The sequence below is a fragment of the Radicibacter daui genome, assembly GCA_030657355.1.
Taxonomy (GTDB): Bacteria; Pseudomonadota; Alphaproteobacteria; order Radicibacterales; family Radicibacteraceae; genus Radicibacter; species Radicibacter daui.
Window position 1 is genome coordinate 59782 of sequence record CP131056.1, and the last position, 18012, is coordinate 77793.

14 protein-coding genes are annotated in these 18012 nt (G+C 64.5%); 5 read left to right on the forward strand and 9 right to left on the reverse strand.

The window, feature by feature from the left end; translation table 11 throughout:
• Positions 1 to 150 precede the first annotated feature (150 nt).
• Positions 151 to 1158 (reverse strand): tryptophan--tRNA ligase, encoded by a 1008-nt coding sequence (trpS, locus tag QTL98_RS00290; protein ID WP_510637508.1) that lies wholly within the window; start codon positions 1156 to 1158, stop codon positions 151 to 153.
• A gap of 130 nt (positions 1159 to 1288) precedes the next feature.
• Positions 1289 to 2839, reverse strand: coding sequence for a murein biosynthesis integral membrane protein MurJ (gene murJ, locus QTL98_RS00295; RefSeq protein WP_445680244.1), 1551 nt, complete (start codon positions 2837 to 2839; stop codon positions 1289 to 1291).
• Between the two features lie 474 nt (positions 2840 to 3313).
• Between murJ and QTL98_RS00300 the strand changes: the two genes are divergently transcribed.
• The 4 genes from QTL98_RS00300 to QTL98_RS00315 all read left to right on the forward strand — a co-directional run bounded on the left by QTL98_RS00300 (position 3314) and on the right by QTL98_RS00315 (position 8294).
• The gene (locus QTL98_RS00300) at positions 3314 to 4999 is read left to right on the forward strand and encodes a M23 family metallopeptidase (RefSeq protein ID WP_445680245.1); all 1686 of its coding nucleotides are present in this window, start codon (positions 3314 to 3316) and stop codon (positions 4997 to 4999) included.
• Between the two features lie 282 nt (positions 5000 to 5281).
• Positions 5282 to 6628: an ActS/PrrB/RegB family redox-sensitive histidine kinase gene (locus QTL98_RS00305; protein ID WP_445680246.1), complete on the forward strand. Its 1347-nt coding sequence runs from the start codon at positions 5282 to 5284 to the stop codon at positions 6626 to 6628.
• A 91-nt stretch (positions 6629 to 6719) separates the two neighbouring features.
• Positions 6720 to 7271: an ActR/PrrA/RegA family redox response regulator transcription factor gene (locus QTL98_RS00310; RefSeq protein WP_510637599.1), complete on the forward strand. Its 552-nt coding sequence runs from the start codon at positions 6720 to 6722 to the stop codon at positions 7269 to 7271.
• Between the two features lie 123 nt (positions 7272 to 7394).
• Positions 7395 to 8294, forward strand: a complete 900-nt coding sequence (locus tag QTL98_RS00315; RefSeq protein WP_445680247.1) for a DMT family transporter — start codon at positions 7395 to 7397, stop codon at positions 8292 to 8294.
• A 17-nt stretch (positions 8295 to 8311) separates the two neighbouring features.
• On the opposite strand, the gene QTL98_RS00320 is transcribed toward QTL98_RS00315, so the two are convergent.
• The 6 genes from QTL98_RS00320 to QTL98_RS00345 all read right to left on the reverse strand — a co-directional run bounded on the left by QTL98_RS00320 (position 8312) and on the right by QTL98_RS00345 (position 16298).
• The gene (locus QTL98_RS00320) at positions 8312 to 8725 is read right to left on the reverse strand and encodes a hypothetical protein (RefSeq protein WP_445680248.1); all 414 of its coding nucleotides are present in this window, start codon (positions 8723 to 8725) and stop codon (positions 8312 to 8314) included.
• A gap of 6 nt (positions 8726 to 8731) precedes the next feature.
• Positions 8732 to 9865: a flavodoxin-dependent (E)-4-hydroxy-3-methylbut-2-enyl-diphosphate synthase gene (ispG, locus tag QTL98_RS00325; protein WP_445680249.1), complete on the reverse strand. Its 1134-nt coding sequence runs from the start codon at positions 9863 to 9865 to the stop codon at positions 8732 to 8734.
• Positions 9866 to 10015: 150 nt separating this feature from the next.
• Complete coding sequence (locus tag QTL98_RS00330; protein ID WP_445680250.1) at positions 10016 to 11257, reverse strand: helix-turn-helix domain-containing protein; 1242 nt, start codon at positions 11255 to 11257, stop codon at positions 10016 to 10018.
• A gap of 256 nt (positions 11258 to 11513) precedes the next feature.
• Positions 11514 to 13808 carry a phosphoenolpyruvate--protein phosphotransferase gene (gene ptsP, locus QTL98_RS00335; protein WP_510637509.1) on the reverse strand — a complete coding sequence of 765 codons (2295 nt, stop codon included), beginning with the start codon at positions 13806 to 13808 and terminating at the stop codon, positions 11514 to 11516.
• On the reverse strand, positions 13805 to 14836 hold the full coding sequence (locus QTL98_RS00340) for an NAD(P)H-dependent flavin oxidoreductase (protein ID WP_445680251.1): 1032 nt from the start codon (positions 14834 to 14836) through the stop codon (positions 13805 to 13807). Before QTL98_RS00340 ends, ptsP begins: the two co-directional genes overlap by 4 nt.
• 220 nt (positions 14837 to 15056) lie before the next feature.
• Complete coding sequence (locus tag QTL98_RS00345; RefSeq protein WP_445680252.1) at positions 15057 to 16298, reverse strand: aspartate kinase; 1242 nt, start codon at positions 16296 to 16298, stop codon at positions 15057 to 15059.
• Positions 16299 to 16657: 359 nt separating this feature from the next.
• Here QTL98_RS00345 and ubiG point away from each other — a divergent pair, with 359 nt between their 5' ends.
• Positions 16658 to 17434 (forward strand): bifunctional 2-polyprenyl-6-hydroxyphenol methylase/3-demethylubiquinol 3-O-methyltransferase UbiG, encoded by a 777-nt coding sequence (ubiG, locus tag QTL98_RS00350; RefSeq protein WP_510637510.1) that lies wholly within the window; start codon positions 16658 to 16660, stop codon positions 17432 to 17434.
• A gap of 21 nt (positions 17435 to 17455) precedes the next feature.
• Here the strand turns inward: ubiG and QTL98_RS00355 are convergent, their stop codons facing one another.
• Positions 17456 to 17848 carry a septal ring lytic transglycosylase RlpA family protein gene (locus tag QTL98_RS00355; protein ID WP_445680253.1) on the reverse strand — a complete coding sequence of 131 codons (393 nt, stop codon included), beginning with the start codon at positions 17846 to 17848 and terminating at the stop codon, positions 17456 to 17458.
• Between the last annotated feature and the right edge of the window lie 164 nt (positions 17849 to 18012).

Sequence of the window (18012 nt, forward strand, 5' to 3'; positions counted from 1 at the left end):
ACTCACAGCGTGGCGCGCCCGTAAAAACCGCGAACGGATAGGTATCCGTATGAATAATTGATTAGTCGACTATGGAGTTATGCAAAAAACGGGCGGCACTGCTGCGCCGCCCGTTGTTCGTCAAGGATACAAATTGTCCAAGCTGGTGACTTAACGCACCCGCAACAGCCCGGTGATATCCTGGACAGCGGCAAGATTTTCGGCCGCGATTGCCTGCGCACGATCGGTGCCAAGCCGCAGGAAAGCATCGATCTGCGCCGGATCGGCCATGATGCGGTTATATTCCGCCGTGAACGGGCCGAGCAGAGAGACAGCGGCATCGGTCAGAACGCGCTTCAGATCGCTGAACTGCTTGCCGGCCATTTCGGCGACAGCCTCTTCCAGCGGACGGCTGGTGAGCGCGGCATAGATGTTGAGCAGGTTACGGGCTTCCGGCCGGGCCTCCAGCAGGTCGATATGGTCCGGCAACGCGTCCATGTCGGTCTTGGCCTTGCGGATCTTGAGCGCGATGGTGTCGGCATCGTCACTCATATTGAGGCGCGAATAGTCGGATTCGTCCGACTTCGACATCTTCTTGGTGCCGTCGCGCAGCGACATGACGCGGGTGGCGGCACCCAGAATCTGCGGCTCGGGCAGCGGGAAGAAATCGACGCCATAACGCTGGTTGAAGCTGCCGGCGATATCGCGCGCCAGTTCCAGATGCTGCTTCTGGTCTTCGCCGACCGGTACATGGGTTGCGCGATAAAGCAGGATGTCGGCCGCCATCAGCACCGGATAGGCATAAAGGCCAAGCACGGCGTTGTCGCGATGCTTGCCCGCCTTCTCCTTGAACTGGGTCATGCGATTAAGCCAGCCAAGCGGCGTGAGGCAGGAGAAGAGCCAGGAAAGCTCGGCATGGCCCGGCACCGTGCTCTGGGCAAAGACCACGGATTTGGTGGGGTCAACGCCAGCGGCCACGAAAGCTGCGGCAGTGGCGCGGATGGCGCTGCGCAGGGCTTCCGGCTCAGGCTGCTGGGTCAGCGCATGCAGGTCGACGATGCAGAAGATCGTCTCATATTCATCGCGATTCTGCAGGGCAACCCAGTTGCGGATAGCGCCCAGATAATTGCCGAGATGCAGATTACCTGTGGGCTGCACGCCCGAGAAAATGCGCTTCACGACCGCCACTCTCCATCCGGGATAAGAAGTATCTTGGTAGACGCCACCCGTTTGCGGGGCGGCAGTTGCACAACGCCTTAAAGAACCGCGCCCGGACTGGTCAAGGGAATGCGGCGCAGCGGACTGCCTCTCACACCTGCCGGCGATGCAGGATGCTGCGCAGATCGGCAAGTGCGATTGCCTTGAAGGCAACGCAGATGCCGAAATAGACCGTCAGCGCCACTCCCATGATGGCAACCAGCCCGCCGAGTTCCGGCAAGGTGCCAAGCGTGAACAGCCTGTCCACTCCGGCGCGCACCGCCAGGATAGCCAGCACCATCACGGCGGTTGCCAGCAGCATGATGCGCAGGCGGAACAGCAGCCTCTCATCCGGCTCAAGCAGCCCTGCCCGGTGCAGGAAATAGATGAGCAGGATGGTATTGACCCAGGAAGCGATCGTGGTGCCGGCGGCAATGCCGACCGCACCATAGAAATGCAGCAGCGTGCCCCCCACCACGAGATTGACCACCATGCCGATCAGCCCGACCCACATGGGCGTGCGGGTATCCTCGCGGGCAAAGAAGGCCGCTTGCAGCCCCTTGAGCAGCAGATAGGCCGGAACCCCAAGACCGAAGACCGCCGTGGTATGGGCGGTGAAGAGCGCATCCTCGGCTGTGAAGGCGCCGTGCTGGAAGAGCACGGTCACGATGGGCCAGGCCGCAACGGCAAGGCCGGCCGCAGCGGGCAGACCGAACATCAGCGCAAGCTCGAAGGAGCGGTTCTGCACATAGCGGGCGCCTTCGACATCGCCGGCCTTGATGCGACGTGCAATCAGCGGCAGCGAGGCGGTGCCGATGGCGACGCCGATGATGCCGAGCGGCATCTGGTAGAGCCGGTCGGAGTAATAGAGATGGGAGATGCCGCCCGTCGGCAACAAAGAGCCCAGAACCACATCGATGAAGGCGTTGATCTGCACCACGCCGCCACCGATCACCGCCGGCCCCATATTGATGAAGAGCCGTCTGACCGGCGGGGTGAGCCGCGGCAGCCGTGGCCAGAACAACAGGTTCTCGCGCTTGAGGAACCAGCCCATCCAGATGAGCTGAACGGCGCCGGAGATCGTGGTGCCCCAGGCAAGCGCGGTGACCGGCGCGTGGAAACCGAATTGCCCGATCAGCAGCGAGACGATCAGCGTGGCGTTGAACAGGACGGGAGCAAAGGCGAAGGGGCCGAACCGTTCGACCGAATTCAGCATGCCTCCCACCAGCGCCACCAGCGAGATGAGCGGCAGATAGGGGAAGGTGATCCGGGAGAGATCGATGGCGAGCTGATAACGGTAGGGGTCGCTGTTGAAACCCGGCGCGACGGCAATAACCAGCCAAGGCATGAAAATCATCGCCAACGCAGTGACCACGCCCAGCGCCGCCAGCAGCAATGTCGCTATCTGCGCGGCATAACGCCGTGCCGGCTCCACGCCCTCCTTTTCAGCGATGCCGGCAAAAAGCGGCACGAAGGCATAGGAGAAGGCCCCTTCGGCAAAAACGCGGCGGAAGAGATTGGGGAGCTTGAGCGCCACGAAAAAAGCGTCTGCCGCCGGCCCGGCACCGATGAAGGAGGCTGTGAGAATATCCCGCAGGAAACCGGCGATACGGCTTACCAGCGTAAGGCTGCTGACCGTCGCCACCGCCCGTCCAAAACTCAAAGGCCATTACTCCTGACAAGCCCGGGGAAGCGCCCGGCGGGCGCGGGCGATCCTAAGCACCGGGCGAGCGGGCCGCAATGGAGACGAAAATCAAGGCATCGGCAGGGCGGTAAATGGGTTGACAATGAAAAGCCCCGTCCAGCATTCTGCTGTTGGTGGGTATGATATGACGCAAAGCGGTCGACACATCCCCTGGCTGCACAACCCGTTACGGGAACTGCATGCGGGAGGATGAGGTCGGCCTGATCTCGTTGAGGTCGTTAGCCGGCTGACCATAATCCTGACAAAAGGATCGGGCACCGGATGGCAACCGCAGCGGCAGCCGACATCCCCAACGATGCGGCAATTATTGCAAGCTGCGGGAAGATAAACGCTTTTTCTGCTGCCGGCGGGCGCGCAGGGAAAGCCGGGTGGACTGAACGGAACTGAGGGGGCACTGATGCTTTACTCCCGACCGGGACAGGAACCGCGCCGGTGAGGCCGCGGATCAAGGCAAGTGCAGCCAGTCTGATTCTGGCCGCAACCGCGCTGATGACGTCTCCGAGCCCGGCCGAACAGGTCGCTGGCAAGACGGAGGTGACTCCCCTTCCTGCTGCGAATCCCCTGCGCGAGACGACGACACTCGCCGAGGCGACAGTAGTCCAGCCGACCGAACCGCTGGCCCCCGTGCCGACGGCCAACCCGTTCCGCGTGGCCGATGCATCTGCCTCTACCAATAACGCTGCCACTCCCGCGGGAGTTCCCGTACCGGCAACCAACCCGTTCCGCGTCGTCGGCCTGGTGGATGATCCCGGCCCGCTGGCGCCGCGCACCCCCGGCCTGCTTGATGCGCTGCTCGGCCGCGTCAGTTCGCTCACCGGCATTGGCGCTGCCAGCACGGATGAAGGCGACAGCGATGTCGACGCGGCGGATGCCGATACCGATCCGACCGCCGGTGACGACGCCGTCGCGAGCGCCGATACCACGGCAGCCGACCGCGACCCGCTGCCGGACGAACTTACGAACGTCGTCAGCGACAATGCCGATGCGCTGGAGCTTTCCGTCGAGCGCGGCGATACGCTGCTGTCTCTGCTGACGGATCGCGCCGGCCTTGATCGTGGCCAGGCTTCCGCCGCCGTCGACGCGCTCAAGGATGTGTTCGACCCGCGCAAGCTGAATATCGGCCAGCAGGTCACTCTCTACATCCAGCCGGGCGGCGACGAAGGCCCGCAGCTTCAGGCGCTGACCCTTCAGCCGGAAATCGAGCGCATGGCCATCGTCATGCGCGGCAGCGACGATAGCGAAAACCTCTCCTTCCGCAGCCAGGAAGTAAAGAAGCCGCTCTCCGTGGCACTGGCCGGCGGCTCAGGCACCATCGACGACAGCCTGCTGGCCGCCGGTAACCGCGCCGGCGTGCCCGACGCGATCCTCTACCAGATGATCCACGGCTTCTCCTACGGCGTCGACTTCCAGCGCGACATTCAGCCGGGCGATCATTTCGACGTGCTTTACGAGCGTTACGAAACGGCCGATGGCGCTGTTGCCAAGCCGGGCAATCTGCTTTTCGCGCACCTGTCGGTGGGCGGGAAGGAGATGAGCATGTACCGCTACGAACAGGCCGATGGCTCGGTGGAATATTATGACTCCAAGGGCCATTCGCTGAAGAAGGGCCTGATGCGCACGCCGGTTGACGGCGCTCGCATCACCTCGGCGTTCGGCAGCCGTCTGCATCCGGTGCTTGGCTTCACCCGCATGCACAAGGGCATCGACTTCGGCGCCTCCAAGGGCACGCCGATCTATGCCGCAGGCAACGGCACCGTCGAATATATCGGCCGCTTCTCCAGCTACGGTAACTACATCCGTATCCGTCATAACAGCGACCTCTCCACCGCCTATGCCCATATGAACGGCTTCGCCAAGGGCCTGCGCAAGGGTGACCGGGTCAAGCAGGGCGAAGTGATCGGTTATGTCGGTATGACCGGCGTCGCCACCGGTCCGCACCTCCATTACGAGGTGCTGGTGGACAAGAAGCAGGTTAATCCGATGTCCGTCGACCTGCCGGTGATGACGGTGCTGGAAGGCAAGGATCTGAAGCGTTTCGTCGCCATGCGCGACCAGCTTGACCAGAAGTTCGCAGCCCTGCCGCAGCAGAGCCAGCAGGTGGCCCAGACCACCAACTGAAGATCGGGTGCTCTGCCCACCCATTCAGGAAAGCGGCCCTTCGGGGCCGCTTTTTCTTTGGCCCGTTCCAACCTTTTACCCAGGCAGAGCAGGCCAGTGTGATCATGCTCACGCGCCAGGCGGGCAGGTTTATTCGCCCCTCCAGGGCTTATGACACCGGTTTTTTGGCCGAACCCGTTGAAAATACACACAAGGGTGGCGGGCCAGGCTTCACCTGAACAGAAGTGCGACATTCCGCCACACAGGGTACCCTAAGCCTATTGAAGGAGTAGGGTGAGCGCCATGACGCATTCTGCCACAGATACTCTGGCGAACGAGGAAATCGCGGCCCGCGCCGCCCGGCTGTTTGCCGAACCGGGCGGAGAGATCCGGTCCGACCTTGGCCTTTCGCTGCGGGTACAGACACTGATCCGGTGGCTCGCCATTATCGGCCAGACCGCTGCGGTAGGTGTCGCCATCGGCTGGATGAAACTGAACCTGCCGCTCCCGCCGATCATGTTGGCAATCGCCTCCTCGATCACGGTCAACCTCTACGCCCATGCGCAGCTGAGCGAGAGCCCGCACCTCTCCGACCGGTCCGCCACCGCCTATCTGGCCTTCGATACGCTCCAACTCACCACACTGCTGTCGCTGACCGGTGGCCTCACGAACCCGTTCGTGGTGCTCATCCTGGCTCCGCTGACAGTGGCGGCAGCCGTGCTGCGCCGGGTCCATGTCGGTATTCTCGTCGCCATTACCGTGCTGGGTGTTGCTGCGCTTGGCATCTTCGACAAGCCGCTCGACTGGAGCGGCGAAGGCGACATTCTTTTTCCCCCGCTCTACCGCGTTGGCCTCTGGGCTTCACTCAGTTTTGCGGCGCTCTTCATCGGCGGGTATGTCTGGCGTGTTGCTGCCGAGACGCGGCGCACGGCAGCCGCCCTGGCAACCACGCAGCTGGCACTGGCGCGCGAGCAGAAGGTGTCCGCCGTTGGCGCCCTTGCCGCCGCGCTCGCCCATGAACTGGGCACGCCGCTCGGCACCATCTCCGTCGTTGCCGGCGAACTGGCACGCGATGTTTCCCCCGACAGCCCCCTGCGCGAGGATATCGAGCTGCTGCGCAGCCAGTCCGCCCGCTGCCGCGACATTCTGGCCGACCTTTCCCGCCAGCGGGTACTCGCCCAGCAGGAAGACCCGCTGGCACGCCTTGCCCAGGTCCCGCTTTCCCAGCTGATCGAAGAGGCGGCAGCGCCGCACCAGCTACCGGACAAGCGCCTGCAGATCATCGCTCTTTCCGAGGGGCCGGAGCCGCGCCTGCCCCATCAGCCCGAGCTGCTGCACGGGCTGGGCAACCTGGTGCAGAACGCGCTGCAGTTCGCGACCCGGGAAGTGATGGTGGAACTGGTGTGGGATGCATCCAGCCTCAACGTCACCATTGTCGATGACGGGCCGGGCTTTGCCCCTGCCCTGCTGGCACGCCTCGGCGAGCCCTATCTCTCCGCCCGGGACGATGACCGGCCGGTGAGCCACGGCCTTGGCGTCTTCATCGCCAAGACCCTGCTTGGACGCACCGGCGCCCGGCTGACTTTCGCCAACCGCCGCAAGGGCGGCGCGGAAGTCGCCATAGTCTGGGGACAGAATTATTTCACCTGAACCCTTCGGCGGCGGGGTGCCGCCGGAGTGACTAGACGAGGACCAGTAGATGTCACTGATGACCAGCGATCTTGAAAGCAATGCCGCCGCGATGCCGATGCGTTTTGTCGGCGAGAGCGATACGTTGCTCGTCGTCGATGATGATGCGCCGTTCCGCAACCGGCTGGCCCGGGCGCTGGAAAAGCGCGGTTTCGAGGTCGTGGCTGTCGGCTCGCTCGCCGAAGCGCGCAGCGTCCTCAAGGAAACGGCACCGGTTTTTGCCGCCGTCGACATGCGCCTTGAAGACGGCAACGGCCTTGACCTGGTGGCCGACCTGCGCACCGCCCGTCCTGAGGTGCGCGTCGTCATGCTGACGGGCTATGGCAACATCGCGTCAGCCGTGGCAGCCATCAAGAGCGGCGCCATCGATTACCTGCCCAAGCCGACGGACGCCGATCAGGTTGAGGCCGCCCTACGCGGCGGCGAAAGCGCCCCGCTGCCCCCGCCGCCGGAAGAGCCGATGTCCGCTGACCGGGTACGCTGGGAGCACATTCAGCGCGTGTTTGAGCAGTGCAACCGAAACGTGTCAGAAACGGCAAGGCGCCTGAAGATGCACCGCCGTACGTTGCAGAGAATTCTTGGAAAGCACGCTCCGAGGACATAAACTCCCACAAGCGTGGCGTCTCCTTACTCCAAAAGGATCTGCTCTCCGGCAGATCCTTTTGTTTATCCGGCGCCAGCAGACCGACGGGGCGGGCAAGGGCATGCGTGGGGGCGCAGCACATCGATGAGCGTGGACAGCGCAGGCACAGCCTCCTCTTCCCTGTCACGCGGTGCGCTGTGGATGCTGCTGTCCTGCGGGCTGATGAGCCTGTTCGGCGCGCTGGTGCATTACGCCACAGCCGGCATCCACCCGTTCCAGCTGGCCTTCCTGCGCAGCTTCTTTGCGCTGCTGATTACCGCGCCACTGCTGCTGCGCGGCGGCTGGCGGGACTTTACCCCGGCCTTGTGGAAGGGCTATGCGCTGCGCGCCGGTTTTGGCGTCATCGCCATGCTGTGCAATTTTTCCGCCCTCGCCCTTACCCAGCTGACGACGGCCACCGCGCTGCAATTCACCACACCGCTTTTCGTTGCCCTTGGCGCCGCCGTCGTTCTGCGAGAGCGGGTGGGGGTTCAGCGCTGGGGCGCGGCCATCGCGGGATTTCTTGGCGTGCTCGTCGTCCTTCGGCCTGGCTTGCAGGTGATCGAGCCGGGAACGCTGCTGGCGCTTGCCGGCGCACTTTTCACCTCCCTCGCCGCCCTCGTCATCAAGCGTCTCTCCCGCAGCCGGCCGCCGATGGAAATGGTGGCTTTCATGGCTTTCTTCTTCACCCTCTTCTGCCTGCCCTTCGCCCTGCCGGTCTGGCGCTGGCCATCGCCGCCGTTCCTGCTGGCGGCAATGGCGCTCGGCGCACTGGCTGTCGCGGGACATTTCAGCTGGTATCGGGCTCTCAGCCTCGCCGATGCCTCCGCCATTACGCCCATCGATTATCTGCGCCTGCCGATCAGCGCGGCCGTTGGCTATATGGCTTTTGGCGAGGTGACGGACGGCTGGATCTGGGCAGGCGGCGCAATCATCGCCGGATCCGCCATCTGGCTTGCACGCCATGAAATCCGTTGCCAGCGCAAGATCACGGCAAACGAATAGGACGCGGGCGATATCGGTCAGAAATCGCCGGGCTTGGCGTTATCGGTGGGGAAACGCACGCCCTTCGACATATCGGCACGACCCCAGAGACGCCGCACCGTGCCGCGCATCGCCTCCCACATCTTGTCGAGATAGGTCACCACATTGAGCGCCGGCCCATAGGGCATCTCGAGGATAACGGCGGCCACGGCGGCATCGGGCAGGTCTTCCGGCACCACGTCCCAGCCGGCCTCGCGCACGGCAACCAGCGCAGCACGGGCCTGCTTGAGGTAGTCCTCATTGATGATGGAGGTATCCGCCGCCTTGATGGCCCCCGCCATGACGGCAATCACCTCCTGCTCACGCTCCTCCTGGCGGCGATCGCCGGCCCGCTGCTCCGCCCGTGCGCGGCGGTCGGAAGTGCGCCAGAGCTCGTCATCGCCGCTCGCCATGCCGTCTTACTCGGCAGCGTTGGAGGCGGCCTCTTCAGCGCGGCGCTTCTCCGCCTCGATTTCTTCGGCCTTGCGCTCGATGAGGTCGGCCAGATGGTCAACCATGTCGACGCCCTCGGCCAGTAGATGGGTCGGCAGACCAGCCATGTAAATCTGGTGGCGTCCACCGCCGGTGAGGCCGATATCGGTCTCCCGCGCTTCGCCCGGACCGTTGACGACGCAGCCGATCACCGAGACCGTCATCGGCGTGGTGATGTGCGCGATGCGCTCTTCCAGCCGCGCGACGGTGTCGATCACCTGGAAGCGCTGACGCGCACAGGACGGGCAGGAAATTACCGTCACGCCGCGGCGGCGCAGGCCAAGGGACTTCAGCATGTCGAAGCCCACACGCACCTCTTCCACCGGATCGGCGCTCAGCGAAACGCGCAGCGTATCGCCAATGCCCGACCAGAGCAGCATACCGAGACCGATAGAGGACTTGACGGTACCTGCGCGCAGACCGCCCGCTTCGGTGATGCCGATATGGAGCGGATAATCACAGGCCTCGGCGATACCGTTATAGGCTGCCACGGCAAGGAAGACGTCGGAAGCCTTGGCCGAGATCTTGATCTCGTGGAAGTCCTCATTCTCCAGCACGCGGATGTGGTCGAGAGCGGATTCGACCATCGCTTCCGGGCATGGCTCGCCATATTTCTCCAGGAGATGGCGCTCCAGCGAGCCGGCATTGACGCCGATGCGGATGGAACAGCCATGGTCCTTGGCGGCCTTGACCACTTCGCGCACACGCGCCTGATTGCCGATATTGCCGGGATTGATGCGCAGGCAGGCCGCGCCGGCTTCCGCAGCCTCGATGGCGCGCTTGTAGTGGAAGTGGATGTCCGCGACGATCGGCACTTCCACCTGCCGGACAATGTCCTTGAGCGCGGCCGTCGATTCCTCATCGGGGCAGGAAACCCGCACGATGTCGGCGCCAGCCTCTTCCAGCGCCCTGATCTGCGCCACCGTGGCCGCCACGTCGGTGGTCAGCGTATTGGTCATGGACTGCACCGAAATCGGCGCATCGCCGCCGACGAGCACCTTGCCGACGCGGATCTGCCGCGAGGTGCGGCGGTGAATTTCGCGGTAGGGACGTACGCTCATGGAGACCCTCGAGGCGGCCCGACTTACGGGCCCGCATTCCTGTAACGGCGGCTGACAGGCAGCGACGCCTTTTCTCAAGCCGGGTTATAGCGCCTTGCCGGCCTCCCGTCCAAGGCAGGGATCACAAGGCCGGCGTGCGGGGGACGAGGCTCAGCGCGCAGCCTTCAGCTTGTCGGCGTCCAGCGAGACACCGCGCAGCACCTGCCCGGTTTCACCGAGGGCCGCAACCTTGTTGCCATCGACGGTCACTTCCAGGCCACCGGCATTGCCGGTCACCATGGTGAGGCCCGGCTCGTCCGGCGCGCGATAGACATCGCCCACGCGCAGGACGCGGGTGATCAGCAGATTGCCGGTAGCATCGCGCACCTGCACCCAGCTTTCCTGAAGAGCCCGGATCTGCACACGGCTGGAGCCGCTTTCCTGGCCATAGACATGGCTTGCCGCGGAATCTGCAGCCGGCACGGCAGGAATAGCCGGGGCAGGCGCCGGGGTCACGGCCGCCGGCGGGGTGGGTGCAGATGCTGCGGGAGCCGCCGGAGCCGGCAAGGCACTGGCAGTCACCGTCGCAACGCTGCTGGAAGCGGACGGTGCACTCGTGGCCGCAGACGGCGCTGCCGGTGCTGCCGGCTCGGCAGTAGCGCTCGGGGCGGCGTTATCCATGGTATCGGGCGGCGGCGGGATATCGCTGTCGTCGCTCTCTCCCGCCTCGGCCACGGCAGGAGCATCTTCCACCGGCGGGGTGGAAAGCGTGGTTACCGGTGTTGTTGCCGGCGCGGTGGATGAGGTTGCCACCATGGAGGACCCGGCGGTGGCGCTCGAGGTCGATCCGGTCGCCGGTTGCGGCACAGAGGGCTGGTTTCCGGTTGCGGTTGCCAGCGCGCGCGACGCGCTGTCGCCGGCATCGCTGCTCTGGCCCGGCAGGGCAATATGGGTCAGTTCCTTGAGGCTGCCACCCCGCGAGGAGAACCAGTACCAGCCGCCGTAAACGACGAGACCGATGATACCGGCAACCAGCAGCACGGCACCGGCAGGCGTGCGGCCCTCCGGCTGCGGTTCGGGAAAGGTCAGGCGCTGCTGGCGCGGGGCCGGGCCGGCCTCTCGGCGGCACCGTTCGGCAAGCTCGGCGCCATCGAGGCCGAGCAGATCGCCATAGGAACGCACGAAACCAACAATGTAGGGGCCGGACGGCAACTGCGAGAAATCGCCATTTTCCAGCGCTTCAAGGTGAACCCGGCGGATGCACAGATGCTGCGCGGCCTCGACCAGTTCCATGCGCTGGGCCTGCCGGGCTTCCCGCAGAATGCGCCCCACCTCGGTACGGGCCTGCTCGACCGTCGGACCTGCGCTCGCCAGATCATCACCGTGCCGACCGGATTTGCTTATCTTGACCATTGCGCCGACTTCGTACCTTTGCAGCAAGACGCCCCCCGGCTGCCTGCACAAAGTGGCAGGAAAACTCATGGAACTGCGTCGAAAATCCCCAGCGCGCAATTTATACGCTTGCTGAAGGCTTTTCAAAGCCGATTTGAGGCTACAGGAGAATGATTCCGAAACGCAGGAAGTCCTGCTTTACTGGACCCGCCCGCTCATAACAGGAGAAGGCAGGGTCCAATATTCAAAAAAAAGATAAAATTGTCGCAGTTGTTCTTTAAATCTTTATGCCATTCTCAAGAGCATACAGGCGCAGACGCTCCCGGAGCGAATGATGCGGATGGCGCATCAACTCACCCATCAGCGCCCGTACCTGGCCGACATCCAGCGAACGCACCATCATCTTGATGCGGGCAACCGCCTGCGGCGGCATCGACAGCATCCGCACGCCCAGCGCCAGCAGCACCATGGCATCAAGCGGCCGTCCGCCCATCTCGCCGCACACCGTCACCGGCACGCCCGCCGCCTCGCACTTCTCCACCACATCCTTCAGCGCCAGCAGCATGGCGGTGGATAGCGGATCGTAACGGTTGGCAAGGCGCTGGTCGCCCCGGTCGCTGGCATAGAGGAACTGCATGAGATCGTTGGTGCCGATGGAAATGAAATCGGCACCGCCCGGTACGCCTGCCAGCATCGGCAACTGCCAGATGATCGACGGCACCTCCAGCATCATGCCGACCTTGATGTCGGACGGCACGGCGCCGCCGTCGGCAAGCCGGCGGGCAATTTCCCGGTCCAGCAGCGCTCGGGCGGCGAAGAACTCCGACGCCTCGGTAATCATGGGGAACATGATGCGCAGCGGTGCCCGCCGCTCGCTGGCGGCGGCCAGCAGGGCGCGCAGCTGCTTGCGCAGCATCGCCGGGCGGTCGAGCCCCATGCGGATCGCCCGCCAGCCCAGTGCCGGGTTCTCGGCATTGTCTTCGGGGAAGTAGGGCAGCTTCTTGTCGCCGCCGACATCCAACGTCCGGAAGGTCACCGGCCGGCCGGCAGCCTGATCGAACACCTTGCCGTAAAGCTCGGTCTGCGCACTGACGGCCGGATACTGCGAGCGCACCATGAAGGGGATTTCGGTGCGATAGAGGCCGACGCCAGCCGCACCGGTCTCCTCCAGGGCGGCAAGGTCGATCAGCATGCCGGCATTGAGCAGGATGGTGGCGCGCACGCCGTCCTTGCTGATGGCCGGCAGACTGGCCATGGCCGCGTAGTTCTTGCGCTCCTCGGCACGGAACCGCAGCGTCTTGCGGTAGCCGCTTTCCACCTCGTCTCCAGGACGCACATAGACCTGCGCGTGATCGCCATCGACGATCAGCGGATCAAGCGGATCGATGCGCGAGAGCGCATCCTCGCAGCGGCCGATGACGGGGATACCCAGCGCGCGGGCAATGATGGCGACGTGGCTGGTGGGCGAGCCTTCCTCAAGGATAAGACCGCGCAGGCGGCTGCGGTCATAATCCAGAAGCTCGGCCGGGCCCATCGAGCGGGCAACCAGAATGACATCGTCCGGCAACGTGCCGTCCGCGGCTTCCGAGCGGCGGCCCTGCAGGTGATAAAGCAGGCGCTGCGCCACATCCTCGAAATCGAGCATGCGTTCGCGAATATAAGGGTCCGTCATCTGCGCGATGCGCAGGCGGGTGTCGGTCTGTACCTTCTGGATCGCCGCTTCGGCGGACAAGCCACCCAGGATGGCTTCGTGAATGCGCCGGGTCCAGCCGCGGTCGGCGGCCAGCATGCGGTAGGTCTCGAGAATGTCGAGATGCTCGCCGTCGCCCTGGTCGGCCGTCAGCCGCTCCAGCTCGTCGAGCGCCAGATGCATGGTGCTGAGCGCATCGTTGACGCGCTGGATCTCGACCTGCGGATCCTCGGCCACCATCTCGCGCACGGTGATCTGCGGCTGGTGCAGCACGGCAAGGCCAATGCCGATGCCCTCGTTCATCGTGACGCCGGCAAGGCGGGAGGGGCGCATGTCGCCATCGCCCGGCCCGGCGCCGATCTCGCCCTGGCTGACCAGCTCGCCGGCGGCGATCAGCTCGGCCACCACCATGGCGATGGTCTGCAGAGTCTCGGTATCAAGCTCGGTATAGTCGCGCCGGTCCTTGTGCTGGATAACCAGCACGCCGCGCACGCGCCCGCCGCGCAGGATGGGCACACCGGCAAAACTCTGGAACGGATCTTCGCCGGTTTCCGGGCGGTAGGCGAACCGGGGATGGTTGCGCGCGTTGGAAAGCCGCACCGGTGCCTGATCGGCGGCAACAAGGCCAACAAGGCCTTCATTCACCGACATGCGGGTGACGTGCACAGCCTGTGGGTTAAGACCGACGGTGGCGAAGAGCTCCAGCACCTCGCCGGCGCGCATCACATAGACCGAGCACACATCGGCCACCATCTCGGCGGCGATAAGCTGCACGATCTTGTCGAGACGTGCCTGTGCCGTCCCTCCGGCGGCCATAACATCGCGCAGGCGCGAGAGAAGCCGCCGGGAGGCGGAGAAGGCGTCTTCCGCCGGGGCCGTCAAGCCGCCCGCCCGTCACGGCCCGAAAGCGCCGCATTCGCCTGTTCCACCAGTTCGGTCAGGATTTCGGTGACCGGCTGCTCGCGGGTGACCATGCCGACGCTCTGGCCCGCCATCAGTGAGCCGGTTTCCACATCGCCATCCACCACGGCACGGCGCAAGGCGCCGGCCCAGAAATGCTCGATCTCCAGTTGCGCCTCGCTCTGGCTCAGCTCCCCTCGATCGAAGCGGCCGATGACCTCACGCTGTTTTTCCATGAACAGGCGCGTGCCGTCATTGGCAAGGGCGCGCACCGGGATAACCGGGAAACGCGGGTCGATCTGCGAGGTAGGCATGGCGTCACGCGCAGCGGCACGGATGAAAGCGCGCTTGAAGTTCTCATGCGCGATGCATTCGCTGGCACAGACGAAGCGGGTGCCAAGCTGCACGCCGGCCGCGCCCATCTCGAGATAGGAGATGATGGCTTCGCCGCGGCCGATGCCGCCGGCCACGAACACCGGCACGTCGCGCATGACCGGCAGGATCTCCTGCGCGAGGACCGCCGTGGAAACCGGGCCGATATGGCCGCCAGCCTCGGAACCCTCGATCACCAGCGCATCGGCGCCGTCGCGGGCCAGTTTCCTGGCCAGCACCACGGCCGGCGCAAAACAGATGACCTTGGCGCCGCCTTCCTTCAGGCGGCGGATCGACGCGGTCTTGGGCAGGCCGCCAGCCAGCACGACATGCCCGACCTTCAGCTCGAGGCACACCTCGATCAGCTGGTCGAGGCGCGGATGCATGGTGATGAGATTGACGCCGAAGGGCCGGCTGGTCAGCGCCCGCGTGCCCTCAATCTCCGCGCGCAAGAGCTCGGGCGTCATCGACCCGGAGGCCAGCACGCCGAAGGCCCCGGCATTGGAGAGGGCGGCAACGAGGTGCCGCTCGCTCACCCAGGTCATTGCCCCGCCCAGAATCGCAAGCTCGCAGCCGAGGAAATCAGCGCCGCGCTGCCAGAGGGACGAGAGACCTTTCGAGACCGAAAACTGCGCCATTTCGTGCAAATGCCCCCTGTTGCCCAACATTTGTCAGCGAGGTTTCTGTCTCGACTTTTGCGTGCAGAGATTACCCTTTTGGAAGGGCTCTCACGCGCAGCATAGAACAATGCCGTGCCGGGGCGGTAGAGCTTAGGCACCGTAACGACGCCGCACCCGCCGGACCGGCAAAAAGCGAGGGGGCGCCGCCTGCTGAACGGCAGGGGCGCCCCTTATCCTGTCAGGCCGCGTCGAGCCCGTAAGTGGTGTGCAGCGCGCGCACCGCGAGCTCTGCATATTCGGCCGCGATCAGCACACTCACCTTGATCTCGGAGGTCGAGATCACAAGAATGTTGATGCCCTTGTCGGCCAGCGTCTGGAACATGCTCTGGGCAACACCGGCATGGCTGCGCATGCCAACGCCCACCACCGAGACCTTGACCACATTGGTGTCCTGCACCAGGCGCTCGTAACCGAGCGTGCCCTTGGCCTCTTCCAGCACCTTCACGGCGCGGGCGAGATCCGTCTTGGAGACGGTGAAGGTCATGTCGGTGACCGAGCCATCTTCGGAGATGTTCTGCACGATCATATCGACATTGATGGCCGCGCGGGTTAGCGGACCAAAGATGGAGGCTGCAACACCCGGACGATCGGGCACGCCGAGCAGGGTAACCTTCGCTTCATCGCGGCTGTAGGCAATGCCGCTTACCAGTGCCTGTTCCAAGATCTCGTCCTCGTCAACGACCAGGGTTCCGGGAAGATCGCTGCCGACCGCCGCGTCGAAGGACGACAGCACCTGCACGCGAACCTTGTGTTTCATCGCCATCTCGACCGAGCGCGTCTGCAGCACCTTGGCGCCGACGGAAGCGAGCTCGAGCATTTCCTCATAGGAGATGCGGCTTACCTTCTTCGCCTTGGAGACGATGCGCGGGTCGGTGGTGTAGACGCCGTCGACATCAGTGTAGATGTCGCAGCGATCAGCCTCCAGCGCGGCAGCCAGCGCCACCGCCGAGGTATCGGAGCCGCCGCGGCCGAGCGTGGTCACCCGGGCGTTGACCGGGGACAGGCCCTGGAAGCCCGGCACCACCGCCACTTCGCGGGTATCCGCCATGCGGCGACGCACTTCGGCGCACTCGATATTGTTGATGCGGGCCTTGGCGTGGGTATCGTCGGTCATGATCGGCAGCTGCCAGCCCTGCCAGGAACGGGCGGGAACGCCCGCCTGCTGCAAGGCCAGAGCCATCAGGCCCGACGTCACCTGCTCGCCGGAGGCGACAACGACATCATATTCGCGCGCATCATAGAGCGGCGCGATACTCTCTACATAACCAACCAGCTGGTTGGTGACGCCGGCCATCGCGGAGACGACAACCGCCACTTCGTGGCCGGCTTCCCACTCCTGTTTGACCTTCTGCGCCGCGGCCCGAATGCGGTCGACGTCCGCGACCGAGGTGCCGCCAAACTTCATGACGATGCGCGCCATAGCTGCGTGGCTTCCTGCTTAAGTTCGGAACTCCGCCGCAAACGAGCAGCGGGCCGTCAATGATCACCCGCACGAAATCAAGCGGCCGGGACAAAAGCTAAGGCTTGAGGCCCCCTTGCTGGCCGCAGGCGGGCGGCCCATGCATACTGGACCGCAGGCGCACTGACAACCGGCATCCGGAGCCAGAGGAAAGGCTTCTTGACGGTTTGGTGATCCCACTCACCCGCCGGGCCGTAAATGCCGGTGGCAGTGGACAAAAGCAGGCAAGGCGCGTAACCGCCTGCCTTGAAGGAAGATCATTGGCCTTTCCGGGTTCGTGCCCTGCCGCCGGAAGGCTATATCGAAGGAGCAGCGACCCCGTGCCGGCTATCAGCGACACCTCCGCCAGCGCCCGCAGCAGCGTCGATCCTGCTGAAATCGCCCGCTTTTCCGCCATCGCTGCGGAATGGTGGAATCCGCATGGCAAATTCGCCCCGCTCCACCGGCTGAACCCGGCGCGCATCCGCTATATCCGCGACCGTATCTGCGCCGCCTTCGGGCGGGATCCGGAAGCGGAAAGGCCGCTGGAGGGGCTGCGCCTTCTGGATGTCGGTTGTGGCGGCGGGCTTGTTGCCGAACCACTCTGCCGCCTTGGCGCCACCGTGACTGCCATCGATGCCGATCCGCAAACGGTGGGCGTTGCCGCCACCCATGGCCGGGAAATGGGCCTCGCGATTGAGTATGTGGCCACCAGCGCGGAAGCCCTGGCCGCTGAAATCGCCGCCGGCAAGCGCCCGGCCTTCGATGTGGTGCTGGCGCTGGAGATCGTCGAGCATGTCAGCGATGTCGACTTCTTTACCGGCACGCTGGCGAGCCTGCTTGGACCCGGCACACTTCTGGTGATGTCGACCCTCAACCGCACGCCCAAATCCTGGCTTTTTGCCATTGTCGGCGCCGAATGGGTCCTGCGCTGGCTGCCGCGCGGCACCCATGAGTGGAAGAAGTTTCTGAAACCGTCCGAGCTTGCCCGCTCGCTCGAGACCGCCGGCCTGACCCCGACCGAAACTGTCGGGCTGGTGATGGAGCTGACCGGCAGCTTCCGCATCGAACCACGCGATCTCGACGTCAATTACATGATGCTGGCGCGCAAGCCGTAAGGGTACCCGCCTGCCGGCAGATCACTGGCAGGCGATGACCACCGGATCGACCGACAGACCGCGCGTATCGAGCGGAATGACCCGGACCGGTGCCACGCCGTCGCGCTCAAAACCCAGTGCCTTCGCCGCAGGCTTGCTGACATCGATGATGCGCCCGCGCACAAAGGGGCCGCGATCGCTGATCCGCACGACGACCGAACGGCCGTTATCGAGATTTTCGACCAGCGCGCGGCTGCCAATCGGCAGGGCTACATGGGCTGCTGCCGGATAGGCATAGGCCATATCGCGCTTGTGGGCGTTGTACCAGGAGGCTTCGCCGCACTGGACAGCCCCCGCCGCCGTAAAAGGATGAAGAATAACAAGTGCTGCCAGGGCTGCACTGAACGCAGCTCCCGCCCGGCGAACGATACGCATGCCGGCCCCCCGATTTTGCCAGTTGCCCCGCCTTCGGTGGATCGGACAAGCCCCCGCCTGCATCCACGAAGTTAACAATTGGTAAACAAAATCGGCACCAGCATCAATCGGGAATTATGGGTAATGCAGCACAAGGGCTTGCGATTTCCCGTCGATTCACCCGC